The sequence below is a fragment of the Flavobacterium aestivum genome (genome assembly GCF_026870175.2).
GTDB lineage: Bacteria > Bacteroidota > Bacteroidia > Flavobacteriales > Flavobacteriaceae > Flavobacterium > Flavobacterium aestivum.
In genome coordinates, this window is sequence record NZ_CP113977.2 from 4,092,906 (window position 1) to 4,107,000 (window position 14,095).

14 protein-coding genes are annotated in these 14,095 nt (G+C 34.3%); 3 read left to right on the top strand and 11 right to left on the bottom strand.

The annotated features are described in order from the left end of the window. The first annotated feature begins 86 nt into the window (after positions 1-86). Genes OZP08_RS17380 through OZP08_RS17390 form a run of 3 tightly spaced genes read left to right on the top strand, consistent with a single transcriptional unit; the run spans position 87 to position 2,622 of the window. A complete protein-coding gene (locus tag OZP08_RS17380; protein WP_281322450.1) occupies positions 87-1,346 on the top strand; it encodes a sensor histidine kinase in 1,260 nt (419 codons plus the stop codon). Next, positions 1,347-2,036 carry a response regulator transcription factor gene (locus OZP08_RS17385; protein WP_268847351.1) on the top strand — a complete coding sequence of 230 codons (690 nt, stop codon included), beginning with the start codon at positions 1,347-1,349 and terminating at the stop codon, positions 2,034-2,036. Positions 2,037-2,091: 55 nt separating this feature from the next. Beyond that, positions 2,092-2,622, top strand: a complete 531-nt coding sequence (locus OZP08_RS17390; RefSeq protein WP_281322451.1) for an NADPH-dependent FMN reductase — start codon at positions 2,092-2,094, stop codon at positions 2,620-2,622. Positions 2,623-2,729: 107 nt separating this feature from the next. On the opposite strand, the gene OZP08_RS17395 is transcribed toward OZP08_RS17390, so the two are convergent. The 11 genes from OZP08_RS17395 to OZP08_RS17445 all read right to left on the bottom strand — a co-directional run bounded on the left by OZP08_RS17395 (position 2,730) and on the right by OZP08_RS17445 (position 14,093). Then, on the bottom strand, positions 2,730-3,320 hold the full coding sequence (locus tag OZP08_RS17395; protein ID WP_281322452.1) for an AidA/PixA family protein: 591 nt from the start codon (positions 3,318-3,320) through the stop codon (positions 2,730-2,732). A 172-nt stretch (positions 3,321-3,492) separates the two neighbouring features. Next, positions 3,493-4,074 (bottom strand): inclusion body family protein, encoded by a 582-nt coding sequence (locus tag OZP08_RS17400; protein ID WP_268847355.1) that lies wholly within the window; start codon positions 4,072-4,074, stop codon positions 3,493-3,495. 499 nt (positions 4,075-4,573) lie between these two features. Next, a complete protein-coding gene (locus tag OZP08_RS17405; RefSeq protein ID WP_268847356.1) occupies positions 4,574-5,116 on the bottom strand; it encodes a YceI family protein in 543 nt (180 codons plus the stop codon). A 10-nt stretch (positions 5,117-5,126) separates the two neighbouring features. After that, entirely contained in the window at positions 5,127-5,471 is a 345-nt protein-coding gene (locus OZP08_RS17410) for a hypothetical protein (protein ID WP_268847357.1), read from the bottom strand. Between the two features lie 18 nt (positions 5,472-5,489). Further along, entirely contained in the window at positions 5,490-6,353 is an 864-nt protein-coding gene (locus OZP08_RS17415; protein ID WP_281322453.1) for a DUF5777 family beta-barrel protein, read from the bottom strand. Between the two features lie 5 nt (positions 6,354-6,358). After that, positions 6,359-6,754: an OB-fold protein gene (locus OZP08_RS17420; RefSeq protein ID WP_268847360.1), complete on the bottom strand. Its 396-nt coding sequence runs from the start codon at positions 6,752-6,754 to the stop codon at positions 6,359-6,361. A gap of 91 nt (positions 6,755-6,845) precedes the next feature. Then, a complete protein-coding gene (locus OZP08_RS17425) occupies positions 6,846-7,220 on the bottom strand; it encodes a c-type cytochrome (protein ID WP_268847361.1) in 375 nt (124 codons plus the stop codon). A gap of 382 nt (positions 7,221-7,602) precedes the next feature. Next, on the bottom strand, positions 7,603-9,144 hold the full coding sequence (locus OZP08_RS17430; RefSeq protein WP_281322454.1) for an acyl-CoA carboxylase subunit beta: 1,542 nt from the start codon (positions 9,142-9,144) through the stop codon (positions 7,603-7,605). A 143-nt stretch (positions 9,145-9,287) separates the two neighbouring features. Then, a complete protein-coding gene (gene accC, locus OZP08_RS17435) occupies positions 9,288-10,727 on the bottom strand; it encodes an acetyl-CoA carboxylase biotin carboxylase subunit (RefSeq protein WP_281322455.1) in 1,440 nt (479 codons plus the stop codon). Between the two features lie 4 nt (positions 10,728-10,731). Continuing rightward, on the bottom strand, positions 10,732-11,217 hold the full coding sequence (locus tag OZP08_RS17440) for an acyl-CoA carboxylase biotin carboxyl carrier protein subunit (RefSeq protein WP_268847363.1): 486 nt from the start codon (positions 11,215-11,217) through the stop codon (positions 10,732-10,734). Between the two features lie 689 nt (positions 11,218-11,906). Continuing rightward, positions 11,907-14,093 (bottom strand): B12-binding domain-containing radical SAM protein, encoded by a 2,187-nt coding sequence (locus OZP08_RS17445; RefSeq protein WP_281322456.1) that lies wholly within the window; start codon positions 14,091-14,093, stop codon positions 11,907-11,909. Positions 14,094-14,095 lie beyond the last annotated feature (2 nt).

The following is a 14,095-nucleotide window of genomic DNA, read 5'->3' on the forward strand; positions in this document are numbered from 1 at the left end:
GCGGTTTCAAATGTTTGTTAACGACTTGTTAATACAAAAAAGGCAGCTAAATTTTGATTAATATTACAGTCTGAAATCCTATTCATATGAAATTAAACAAACTCAATAGTAGCATCATAATTGGATTAATTGCCATTATAGGTATTCTTGTGGCACAATTGCTTTGGACCAAAGAAGCCTTTACTATTGAAGAAAAAAAGTTTAGTCAAAAAACCCATATCGCTTTACTTGAAGTTGCCAAAAAATTATATAAAGGAACCAATCACGAGCTTCCAGGTAAAAATCCGGTTCGAAAAATTTCTAATGATTATTATATCGTCAATATTGACAATGATTTTGAACCCGAAATTTTAGAATTTTATCTAATATCGGAGTTCAAAAAAATGAATATCACCACGGATTTCGAATATGCTATGTACAATTGTCAAAGCGATGAGATGGTTTATGGCAATTATATCTCATTATCCGAAAAAACACAAACCAAACATTCTATACATTTTCCCAAACATAAAAATTTAATCTATTATTTTGCTATCCGATTTCCTAATGAAACCAGTTATTTGTTCAGTTCATTAAAATTCTGGTTTGTGCTTTTTATTGCTTTAATCGTCATTTTACTCGTTTATGTGTATTCTATTTTTACGCTTTTACAGCAAAAGAAATACTCTGATTTACAACGGGATTTTATTAACAATATGACTCATGAGTTCAAAACGCCACTATCCTCTATATTGATAGCTTCCAACTATCTCAGCAGGCAAAATCCAATCTTAGAAGACGAAAAACTGGAAAAGTATACTCATATTATTATCGATCAAAGCAACAAATTGAATCAGCATATTGAGAAAATTTTAACCATTGCAAAATCTGATACTGCTCCTTTGGTTTTAAACAAAAACCAATTGAACATTCAAGCTATTTTAGAATCAGTAATTGAGAACATTAAGCTAAAACACCCAGAAACCAAAATAGAAATTAATACCCGTTTACAATTGGCTACAATTGAAGCAGATGAATTTCATTTCTCTAATTTGGTTTATAACCTGCTTGATAACGCTATAAAATACTGCGAAAATAAACCCGAAATTAATATCGGTATTACAAAAGTGGGGAAACATCTGCGATTGGATTTTACAGATAATGGCATTGGCATCTCCTCTAAAAACATTCCTTTTATATTTGATAAATTTTATAGAGTTCCAAGTCAAAAAAGCAACGAGGTAAACGGCTTTGGATTGGGTTTGTATTATGTCAAAAAAATTTGTGATCTTCATCAATGGAAAATTTCTGTAAAATGCAATCCAGAAAAAGGTTGTACCTTTTCACTATTAATTCCGCAAAACTAAATGAGTACTGTTCAAATATTATATACCGAAGACGATGCAACTTTAGCATTTTTAACCAAAGATAATTTGGAACAAAATCACTATGAAGTAACCCATTGCGAAGATGGAAAAAACGGTTTTGAAGTTTTCAAAAAAGGCACTTTTGATATTTGCATTCTTGATATCATGATGCCCAAAATGGATGGTTTTGAACTGGCTACCGAAATCAGAAAACTTGATGCTGATATTCCTATTATTTTCCTTTCGGCAAAAACCTTAAAAGAAGACCGTATCAAAGGGCTTAGATTGGGTGCCGATGATTATCTCGTAAAGCCTTTTAGCATTGAAGAATTACTCCTCAAAATCGAAATCTTTTTGAGACGTTCCCGTAAAAATAATACGGTTGAAAAATCGATTTATGAAATTGGAAAATACCAATTCGATACCAAAAATTTTATCTTATTCAATGAAACAGAAAAAATAACTCTCACCCAACGTGAAGCAGATCTCTTAAAATTATTTCTGGACAATAAAAACGTAGTCTTAAAACGAGAACAAATCCTGACTTCTCTTTGGGGTGACGATGATTATTTTATGGGGCGCAGTCTTGATGTTTTTATTTCTCGCTTGCGCAAAATTTTAGTAAACGAAAAAGGAATTGCCATTGAGAATTTACACGGGATTGGGTTTCGGTTTACAGTAAATAAATAACTACTTTTATTGATTGTAAAAAATTACTCCAAGTATTAAAATCACAAAAGCAAAAATGCCTGACAAAAAAAGAATCTTAGCCATTATAGGAAGCACGAGAAAAAACTCAACTAACCTACAAATCGTAAAAGCAATATCAAAAATATTTTCAGAAGAAGCTCATTTTATAATTTTTGATACAATTGCAGACTTACCTCATTTCAATCCTGACTTAGATAATGACCAATTACCAGAATCAATTCATGCTTTTCGAGAAGAAATAAGAATTGCTGATGGTATCCTTATTTGCACTCCAGAATATGTGTTTAGCTTGCCTGGAAGTTTAAAGAATGCGTTAGAATGGATTGTTTCTACTACTTTATTTTCAAAAAAACCTGCTGCCTTGATAACGGCTTCGGCCTCGGGAGAAAAAGCCCAGGAAGAATTAAATCTCATAATGAAGACATTAGAGGCAAATTTTAATGACAGCACTACTCTTTTGATAAAAGGTGCCAGAGGCAAAACTGATGAAAATGGAGATATAAAAGAGGAAGAAACCAAGCAAAATCTAAAAAGCGTAATGACTCATTTTTTAGAATTACTATAATCTTTTGGTCTGAAATAACCCGATACTATTTTTTGAGATCACTTTATAAAAAAACTGTCTAAAATACTTTAGGCAGTCTTCTTTAAATATGATCAAATATATACTACTTAAGAAGTAGCTGATATAGCTTCAACTACTATCACCTGATTGCAAATGAAATACCCCCAGAAAACAGGATCTTTTTGACCTCTAACTCTTACATATAGAGCGAATTTTAAAGATAATGTCTCTTTACCTATTTTTTTAACGCTCGATTCATAAAACCAAAAATTTCTCTTTGCAAATACAGGTGGAAGTGGTGATTCTCCTATAGCAGCCTCAATAGAGATTTTATTGTAAACTTTAGATTTAAACTTTTTAAAAACATTAGCGCCTTTAACTTTCTTAATATCACATAGCAATACAGAATTATCCATGTTATTATATTCAGAAATAGCATTAAATCGAATAACATCTCCAACTTCTGCACTAAGCTTCAATTTAGTATTATTTTCACTACCCACAGTCCCATTTGGGGTTGAAACAGCTACATACATATAGTTATGATCTATAGCAATAGGACTATCAATATCTTGGCTAGGGTTTTCAAAATCATCTATTAATCTATCAGTATCAATAATAATTTCTACATTAATTATCTCATTTACTGAGTTAACAAAAAAAGCATTAGCTGCCCCGTAAATTTCTTTTGTTTTCATGTTTATTTATTTTAAAAATTTTTCAGCTCCATTAAAGACTTTTCAATTTTTGCTACTCTATTTTTATATCTACCTAATAAAAAAGAATAGCCATAACATAAAGAAGACTGTCCAAACCAATTTTTGGACAGTCTCTTATAACTAATAAAATCTATAAGTTTTCTTTATGAAATTAGAATTTCACAACAACTCTTGGATCCCAATAGAAATAACCATATAGAACTGGATTTTCTTGACCTCTTACTCTTGTGTATAATGCAAAACGAATATCAAAATCCTCTGTTCCTGCTTTAGCTATACTAGACTCATAAAACCAGAATTTAACATCTGCAAAAGTTGGAGGAAGTGGTGAAATACCTCCTGCAGCTTGAATAACTCTTTTAGTATACACTTTTGATGAAAACTCATTAAATACATCAGTACCAGCAAATTTTTTAATTTGATACATCAATACTGCATTATCCATGTTATTATATTCAGAAACAGCATTAAATCTCACAACGTCTCCAACTTCTGCTCTAAATTCTAGGTCAGCAGTTCCTTGACCTTTTATGCTTGCCAAAGTCGAAGCAACCATAAATTGGTAGCTATGATCCAAACCTGTTGGAGCATCTTTATTTTGGCTAGGTTTAATACCTTTTTTGTTCATATCACTGATTATTTTATCAGTATCAATGATGATTTGAACATTAATAATTTCGTTTGAAGAAGCTAATTCAGCTCCTACTTTTTCATTAAGATCTTGAGTTTTCATAAATTTAATTTTTTAAAATTTCCTACTCTATTAAAGGCTTTTCGGATTTCGCCAAGTGTGTTAATTATTTAAGGAAGCATTGTATTTTTTTACCTTTTCAACAAACTTCCTTATTGATAGCTACACAAAGTTTAAAAAGAACACCCAATTTTAAAAGAGTATAAATACTTGATTACAAACAAGGTAATACTACGTACACCTATATTTAACCAAAATTAAAAACTAAATTAGTCCTGTTTTTTACAATAATTTGAATGATATTACCAGCTCAAACCAAAAGCCAAAATGAGTATTCTTCATACAGAATTTAAAAAATACTATTATATTTTATTGGAAATATTTCACTTCTGTTGAAAACGAGTGAAACCAAATTGAGGAAATAATAAAACGGATTGTTATTAATCAAACTCTAAATCATAACAATCCTAAAAACAAAAAAACCAACAAAATCATTTGATGGTTTTTTGATAATAAGTATATGAAAATGGTATTTCTAGCATTATTTCTCGGCGAGTACAAAATTAACCTCAATTTCTACATTCTCTGACACTTTACTCTTCACGACACTTGGTATTTTTATATTAAAATCCTGAACCTTAACCGTAAAATTACAACTGGCGTTTATTTTTCCATCTTTTAAGACTAAAGACATTTTGGTTTTAATCTTTTTAGTGACTCCATGTACCGTTAAATCACCCTCTACATCATATTTTGCTTCATTAGTTAATTTGGAGGCATCAAAATTGATGATTTTCCCTTTGAAAGTCGCCTTTGGATATTGGCTAGATTCAATATAATTTTCATTAAAGTGTTCTTCCATCAAAGGAACCTTAAACTTAAAAGCTTTTACCAAAGCCAATGCGGCAAATTCCCCATTGGATTCATCAAGAATAGCAGAAACTGAATTATTTACTGCCGCTACTGGCTCAAAGGAAGGTACAGAAGCCTCAAATTTTATTTCTCCTGTACGCGTCATCATCTTTTGGGAGAAAATTACGTTTCCCACAAAAATGAACATTATTAAACATACTATCTTTTTCATCGCATAAAGATTATTTTTCTACAAATCCGTTAGTTACCCAAAGTTTTATCAAATCTATATTTGACTGTGGCAGTTTTCCTCCTTGTGGCATTCTTTCGCCACAGGATTCTGATTCAATTCTACAGACCAAATTATTGTTTAAACATGCACTTTTTACTCCTTCATAGGTTTCCAGATTAGGAAATTGATACGTACCATAATGACAGCTAATACAATTTACTGAAACAATTGGTTTTATATTCGCAACATAAGTGGGATTGCTCGTTTGCTCGCCTACTTCACTATAAGTGTTCGACTCACATGAAACGACCAGTGCACCGCATAATACAACCAGAAACATTTTTATTTTTCCCATCTGAATATCATATTAATTTTAAAAAACCCTGTACAAGTTAAATCCAAAATAAAGACTTCCTCCGTTCCACTTTCCGTTAACATTAGAGAACACATAAACATCATTCATAGTCTGACAATTGGAAAACAATAACTGAAAAATATGTCCACCCGTCTCAATATCCAATCCTACTGAAAGTAAATCATGATAAACAGTGTTTTCTGGTGCATCTATTCGGGCCGCATACTCTAAATTCACACTTAATCTTTTGGACAATTTGTATCTTCCTCCAGTTCCCAACACAAATTGATTCTTCCTTTCGGTAGTTGGATCATAGAGATTTTTATGAATAAAAATTGGTGCCAATTCAGCTGAAAATTTTCTGGAAAATTTTCTGGAAATCAGTAATTGGGTAGTATATGCCAAACGATTATAGAATTCTAATTTCGGATAAATATCTGTGCTCAAGTTTGTATTGATATCCATAGTGTTATAGCCCACAATCGTTACGGGAAACCCATTTTCTTCCTGACTTTTCAATCTATATTTCGCTGTTAACTCATAAATTTTATTATTCGTTTGTCTTGATGCACCAATTGACAACCAATTTGTCACCCCATATATTCCCCCTAATTTTGTGTATGCATCATCCAAACCAAAAAAATTATCCAACCCCTCAGTCAAATCACCAAATCGGTGTGAAATCAATACATACCATTCACCCTTAGCCGTCAATTTGGTCGATTGCATATTACAAATTTGTAACCCTTTGAAACCTGCAATTTCTACTTGTTTTTCTTTTGGTTTTATGGTATCTAATTGTTTTAACAACTCGTCTTGTGCAGAAGCCTGTTCAATCACCAAAAGTCCAAACACCAGGAATAAAAATAATTTTATGTTCATCTAATTTATTTTTTGATTACAAAACATTGATCCATTTTTAATTCACCCATCAAATCATCATAGCCAACAATTCTTCCTTTTATATTTACTATTTGACCGTTTTTGATTGACGAATCCAGATTACTGAAACTACAAATAATCACCTCATCCAGAATAACCTCTTTCTCGTTTGAAGCTGTGACTTTACCCTTTATCTCTACTGCTTTTTCGAGGTATTTTTTATTTGCCGCTTCGGTATTTGTGGTAAATTCCGACGCAATAGATACCGAAGTCACTGTGAAATTAGTCTCTTCTTTTTCAAGATTTCTTGCTCCTCCATGCATTACATAATTATAGGCAATCAAGCCAGTAAGACCAACTATTACAAGGATTAAAAGAATTATTTTGATTTTTTTATTCATCACTCTTCCTTTTTAATTGTAAAAATTTGAAGGATTTTGTCATTTTGACTTTATAATAAATGTATCGTGCAAAACTTTTTTTGATACACATTTAATTAGGCATTCCGTTCGCTATCCATTTATTGATTAAATCAATATTGGCTTGTGACAAACTTCCTCCTTTTGGCATCTTCAACGGATCACCAACCGGTTTTCCGATTCTTTCCTTTATATCAGAAGCTCTGGCACTAACCTGTTCATACGTTTGAAGTGGATGATCGCTATTTTCTCCGCCCGGACCATGACAGGAAACACAATTCCCATCAATTATTGCTTTAATATTTGCTGAATAAGTAGGATTGGTTACTGTTGTGCCACCACCTGTAGGAGGTGCTGTTGTATCTGATGGAGAATCATCTCCACCGCTACAGGACATTACTGATAGTGCTAAGACTAAAGCTGAACAGATTGTTTTTATTTTTCTCATGGTCAACTAATTTATAGATTAATAAAAGAAAAGATTTTCAACCCTAAGTCAAACAGCTCCCTTAACTCATCTATTATATTTTCACCCCACGGAAACTATTTAAAGTAATCAAAATACATACAAAGACATTTAACATAAAATTAATCAAATAATTCAAAACAAACCAAATTTTACAGCATTATAATAAAAGAAATAAACATATCACTATAAAATCCATTATATCTACAGAAAACCGGCTGAATGAAATATATGCTTTTTTGCATATATGAATAGTAAAATCTCATAAACAGAACTCACGAAAATTTAAACCAACCACTTTGATATTAACAAAAAAACCACCTTAATCAGGTGGTTCTTTAATCTATAAAATTTAGATAAACGCTTACAAAGGAATATTTCCGTGTTTTCTATTTGGGGTTACGCTTTCTTTGTTTTCAAGCATGCTAAAAGCTTTTATCAATTTGCGTCTCGTATCTTGCGGTAGAATTACCTCATCTACAAAACCACGTTGGGCTGCTGTATACGGATTAGCAAACAAATCAGCATATTCTGCCTCTTTTTCCAGAAGTTTAGCTTCGTGATCTTCAGCTTCGTTGATTTCTTTTTTAAAGATAATTTCTGAAGCACCTTTCGCTCCCATTACAGCAATCTCAGCTGTAGGCCAAGCAAAATTCATGTCGGCACCAATATGTTTGGAGTTCATTACATCATAAGCACCACCATAAGCTTTACGAGTAATTACTGTAACTCTTGGTACCGTTGCTTCACTTAAGGCGTAAAGTAATTTTGCTCCGTGTACAATGATTCCATTCCATTCTTGATCAGTTCCTGGCAAAAAGCCCGGTACATCTACCAATACCAACAACGGAATATTAAACGCATCACAAAAACGAGTAAAACGTGCCGCTTTTATTGAACTGTTTACATCTAGGCATCCTGCCAAAAACATAGGTTGGTTGGCTACAATTCCTATACTTCGACCTCCCAATCGGGCAAAGCCCACAATAATGTTTTCGGCATAATTTTTATGAATTTCAAAAAACGAATCCTCATCTATAATCCCACCTATCACGCTGTGCATGTCATAAGGTTTATTTGGATTATCCGGAATAATATTTGCTAATTGTTCGCGTATTTCATCCTTAAATTCATACGGCAATTTATGAGGAGTTTCTTTGTTGTTTTGAGGCAAATAACTCAATAATCGCTTAAGGTCTTCTAAACAAACCACATCATTTGTCGAAGTGCAATGTGCCACACCCGACTTTGTAGAATGCGTACTTGCTCCTCCCAATTCCTCTGATGTCACTGATTCATTCGTCACGGTTTTTACCACATTTGGTCCAGTAACAAACATGTAACTGGTGTCTTCAACCATCATTGTAAAATCCGTCATGGCTGGAGAATACACCGCTCCACCGGCGCAAGGCCCCATAATGGCAGATATTTGCGGAATCACACCACTGGCTTGTACGTTTCTAAAGAAAATATCTGCATAACCGCCTAATGAACGAACGCCTTCCTGAATACGCGCTCCACCGGAATCATTCAATCCAATCATTGGTGCGCCCATTTTTACAGCCATATCCATTACTTTACAGATTTTCTCAGCATGAGTTTCTGATAATGAACCTCCAAAAACCGTAAAATCCTGTGCGAAAATATAAACCAATCTTCCGTTGATGGTTCCGTAACCGGTAATAACTCCATCACCATAATACATTTCATTCTCCATTCCAAAATCAGTAGTTCGGTGGGTTACCAACATCCCGATTTCTTCAAAAGAACCTTCATCCATCAAATAATTAATGCGCTCTCTTGCTGTCAGTTTTTTGTTCGAATGCTGTTTCGCAATACGTTTTGTTCCTCCACCCAAATGGGCTTCGGCAATTTTATCGTTTAATGTTTTTATTTTGTCTTGCATACTGTTTTTAACCGCTAAGTTTTAAGTAATACTTCCCTTTTTTGGCTAAAGCCAACTTATTTTTTTAAACCATTAAGAGATTAAGAAAATTAAGCTTTGTCTCTTTCTAAATGAAACTTAATTCCTTAATGGTTCAAATATTTTTAATTCGGTAAGCGTACGATTTTTTGATCTTCAAAATACTGTTTCAATGCTACCAAAGCAGCAATTTCAGCTTCTTGGGCCATTTGGTTTTTCAACACATCGGCATTGTAGAATTTCTTGACAAAATGCGTGTCGAATTTCCCCGAACAAAACGCCTCATGCTCAAAAACAAATTTCCCGAAAGCTAAAGTGGTTTGAACACCTTCTACCTGATAGTTTTCAATGGCTTTAATCATCAATTGAATAGCTTCTTCACGAGTTTGTCCGTAAGTGATTAATTTAGCTAACATTGGGTCATAATAAATCGGAATGTCCATTCCTTGCTCAAAACCATTATCTACACGAATCCCTTCACCAACAGGCAATTGGTAAACATCTAAATGACCTACACTCGGCAAAAAATCATTCAACGGATCTTCGGCATAGACACGTAATTCCAATGCATGACCTTTTATTTTTAAATCTTCTTGTTGAATTGTCAATGCTTCTCCCCTTGCCACTCGAATTTGTAATTCGACCAAATCAGTACCAGTAATTAATTCCGTAACTGGATGTTCTACCTGCAAACGGGTATTCATTTCAAGGAAATAGAAATTATTATTTTCGTCTAATAAAAACTCAACAGTTCCCGCTCCCAAGTAATCGCAGGATTTAGCCACCAAAACAGCTGCTTCTCCCATTTTTTTACGCAATTCCGGCGTCAAAACTGCCGAAGGTGCTTCTTCAACCACTTTTTGATGACGACGCTGAACACTGCACTCTCTTTCAAACAAATATAAAATGTTACCATGACTGTCTGCCATCACCTGAATTTCGATATGTCTTGGTGAAGCCACATACTTTTCGATAAAAACCGAACCATCGCCAAACGCAGCTACAGCTTCACTTATGGCACGATTCATTTGAGATTCAAAATCGGCTTCGTTTTCTACCACACGCATTCCTTTTCCACCACCTCCAGCCGAAGCTTTAATCAAGATAGGAAAACCAATTGTTGTAGCAGCTTGCTTTGCTTTTTCTATATCGGTAATAGCTTCATCAATACCGGGAACCATAGGAATATTATATTCTTTAACAGCATCTTTAGCTGCCAATTTACTTCCCATAATTTTTATGGCTTTTGACTTTGGACCTATAAAGATGAGATTATTTTTCTCTACTTCTTCTGCAAAATCAGCATTTTCACTCAGGAAACCATATCCAGGATGGATTGCGTCTGCGTTTAGCGCTTTGGCTACTTCTATAATTTTATTTCCTAACAAATACGACTGGTTAGAAGGTGCTTCCCCAATCCAAACAGCTTCATCAGCAAATTTTACGTGTGGTGCATTTCTATCGGCTGTAGAATATACTGCCACTGTTTTAATGCCCATTTTTTGTGCGGTTTTCATCACCCTAATGGCGATTTCTCCTCTATTGGCAACTACTATTTTTTTCATAATTTTACTCGAATTCAATTAATAATTGCCCTTTGTCTACTGCATCTCCCGTACTCACCGAAATGGATTTTATCACACCATCACGTGGTGAAAGAAAACTGTTCTCCATTTTCATGGCACCCAAGATGATTAAGTTATCATTTTCTTTTACGGTTTGCCCAACAACAACGCTAATCTCCAAAATTAATCCAGGCATAGGTGCCTTAATTGCATTAACTTGTTTAGTCAACCCAACTTCAAACCCCATCTCCTTAATCAAAATATCCAAAGGATTAGAAATAGCTACCGTATAATTGGTATTGTTTACCTTAACCGTATAGCTTTTTTGATTGAAATCCGAAGCGATGATTTCTGCTTTATAAGGTGTGTTTTGATGCAGTACATGAAATTCATTTACTCCCGTAGGTATTGCATCCAGTTGAGAAATACTTTCCTTTTCAAAATCAAACTGAAAAGTATCATTTACATTTACTTTGTAATTAGCACTCATTCTTTACTCTTTTAGGGGAGTAAAAGTATGAAAAGAAAACGTTTTCGTGAATAAAAATTCGAATTCCGTACAAAATCATCCGAAGAATTACAATTGGGGCGTGCCTCTATTAGGAAAAGGGCTACTTCACTTTTCGCTCACACAGCCCTTTCCCTAATAGAGTCGGGCTATCCGCGTTACTTCGGTAACTTGCTTCTATCCCTCACGTAAACCCGTTGTACCCGAAAATTTAGTGGTAAAAATCATGATTTACTTAAAAATAAAAAAATCCCACAGATTTGAAGAAAGTTGAGACTTTGACAATGAGTTGTTAACTAAGAAAAGCGTTGTCTGAGGTACGCAGATGAAACGGGTTCGCTAAAGCGAAACGCTGATAAAGACAGATTTTTCACAATACTAATCTGCTAAATCTGCGTGCCAAAAAATTTTCTCGCAGATTCGGCAGATTTTATAGTGCCATAGCACTATTTCGAATTCTTAATATCAACTATTTAAAAAGAGTTAAATAGAATTATATGGATGTAGCGAATATTACACAGATAAGGAAATCAAAAATCCGTGTCAATCTGTTTAATCCGCAAAATCTGTGGGCTAATACAACACAAACTTTACAAAATAAAACTATTAAACTTAATGAACCTTAATCTCTTAATGGTGAATAATTTTTTATTTATGGTGTAATTTTAATTCTATAAAACCAGCAACCCGAATTCCCTCAAAGTATTCACCGGTTTGGAATACCAAAACAATTCAAAATCCTCTAAACTGGTTTCAAAATCGGCTTTTATTTCTTGAAAAGAATAGGTTTTAGCATTCGAAACCGAGATTTTCTGAAGCATTTCAATAAGCCATTCGCCTTCACTTTTTGCTGTTTGAATCGCAAAACTTTCTTTTTTGTCGTGAAAAGTCAAAGCCATCATTTCCCAACTATTTCCTTTCTTGGATTTGGTGAAATGCTCAATAGTAGGTTTTCCTCCCAACCAAACAATTTTGGCGTTAGGTTTGGTATTAAAATTATTTTCTTCTTGTAGGGCATCAAAAATAAAATCGGGACCAATTTTTGTTTTCGGAATCTTAAAATCAAACCACTCCTGCAATTCATAGTCAAAACAAATGCCGTGCATAAAATTGAACAGCGATTTCTTAAGTCCAAAACTAAATTTATCGTGGTCGATTCCCGTTTTGTCTGTATAATTAATATCGTTATTAGCAAATGTACCTATGACTTCCGTTTCTTTTATAGCTCCAAATTGCTCCGGGAACATTCCCACCGGACTGTGTGCCGTCATCGCAAACTGATGCCAAAACCCTGATTGCAATACTCCTTCTTCGAACAATTGACGCACCATTTCAAGACTGTCCACAGTTTCCTGCACCGTTTGTGTTGGGTAACCATACATTAAATATGCATGCACCATAATGCCGGCTTCGGTAAAGTTCCGTGTAACTTTCGCTACTTGTTCTACCGTAACTCCTTTGTCTATTAATTTCAATAATCGATCCGAAGCCACTTCTAAACCTCCAGAAACTGCAATGCACCCCGAAGCTTTTAGTAACAAACATAAATCTCCTGTGAAGCTTTTCTCGAAACGAATATTGGTCCACCAAGTAACTGCCAGTTTTCGTTTTAAAATTTCAAGAGCCAAAGCTCGCATCAAAGCTGGTGGAGCAGCTTCATCAACAAAATGAAAACCATTTTGTCCCGTTTGGGCAATCATTTCTTCCATTCGGTCACAAAGCAAACCTGCAGCTACGGGTTCATAGACTTTTATATAATCTAATGAAATATCACAAAATGTGCATTTCCCCCAATAACAGCCATGCGCCATCGTGAGTTTATTCCAACGACCATCGCTCCACATTCTATGCATCGGATTCACGATTTCGATAACCGAAATATATTTATCCAAAAGCAAATCTGAATAATCTGGTGTTCCCACTTGAGATTGTTTGTAATCTGGTTGAGTGGAATTGTTTTTATACACTACTTTTCCGTCTTCTAACAGAAAAGTTCTTTTATATGAATTGTAATCCGGATTTTCAATATTGGTAATTAGTTCTTCAATTGGCGTTTCACCATCATCCAAAGTAATAAAATCAAAAAACTCAAAAACGCGAGCATCCGAAAGCGAACGTAATTCGGTATTAGGAAAACCCCCTCCCATAGAAATCTTAATCTCAGGGTGATTTTCTTTTACCCATTGTGCACATCGAAATGCACTATATAAATTCCCTGGGAAAGGAACCGAAATTAAAAACAGTGAAGGTTTTATAACTTCAATTTTAGTTTTTAAAATCGAAATTAAAATGGAATCGATATACGTTGGTTCCTGCTGTAAAGCTTCGTATAATTCATCGAAAGAATTAGCGCTTCGGCCAAGACGTTCTGCATATCGGCTAAAGCCAAAGTTTTCATCAACGCATTCTACAATAAAATCCGAAATATCTTCGAGATACAACGTTGCCAAATGCTTGGCTTTGTCCTGTGTTCCCATTGTCCCGAAAGCCCAATCGAGTTCTTCTAACTGTGCAAATCTCGAAGCTTCCGGCAAGAAATCTTCTTGACAGATTTGGAGTGCCAACGTTGGATTTTTCCCCTGTAAAAACTGAATTACGGGATCAATGGTTTTAATATATTCATCCTGTAAAGCAAAAATACGTTTACAGTTATCGGTTGTGGGTTGTTGGCTATTAGATTGAAACAAATCAATCAAACCTTTCTTCGAAAACAATTTCAAAATCACATCAATACCCAAATCCGCTTGAACCGATTCGATATTTTTAGTATTCAGAAACCCTTTGATATAAGCAGTTGCCGGATACGGTGTATTCAGTTGCGTAAATGGGGGCGTGATGAGGAAAAGTTTGGTTTTCAAGG